Below are 291 nucleotides of genomic sequence, written 5' to 3' on the forward strand. Positions count from 1 at the left end.
TGCAGCTTGAACGGCGGCTCGCTGCGGTACTGGTCGGCCTGGGCGGCGCTGGCGATGTACTGCTGGTTGACCTTGAGCACCACGTCGCGCACCTGCATGAGGCGTTGCAGGGTGCTGCTGATCTCGTTGATCTCGGCACCGCTGTAGCCGTGGGCCAGCTCGTTGCTGTAGAACGTCTTGCCCTCGGCCTTGGCGACGAAGCGATAGACGTCGGCCATGTCGCGGGTGGCCAGCGGCGCGAGTACCGGGTTGGAGGTCAGGGCGTTCTCGATGTAGCTGAGGGAGAACGCC

At 65.3% G+C, this 291-nt stretch carries 1 protein-coding gene; it reads right to left on the reverse strand.

Annotated features, from left to right (window positions below; all coding sequences use genetic code 11):
* Positions 1–291 (reverse strand): hypothetical protein (locus ACLJNW_RS24455; protein ID WP_410961252.1); only part of this gene is annotated, 291 nt, incomplete at both ends.

It is taken from the genome of Salmonella sp. SAL4457 (assembly GCF_046548235.1).
In the GTDB taxonomy this organism is placed as follows: domain Bacteria; phylum Pseudomonadota; class Gammaproteobacteria; order Enterobacterales; family Enterobacteriaceae; genus Salmonella; species Salmonella enterica.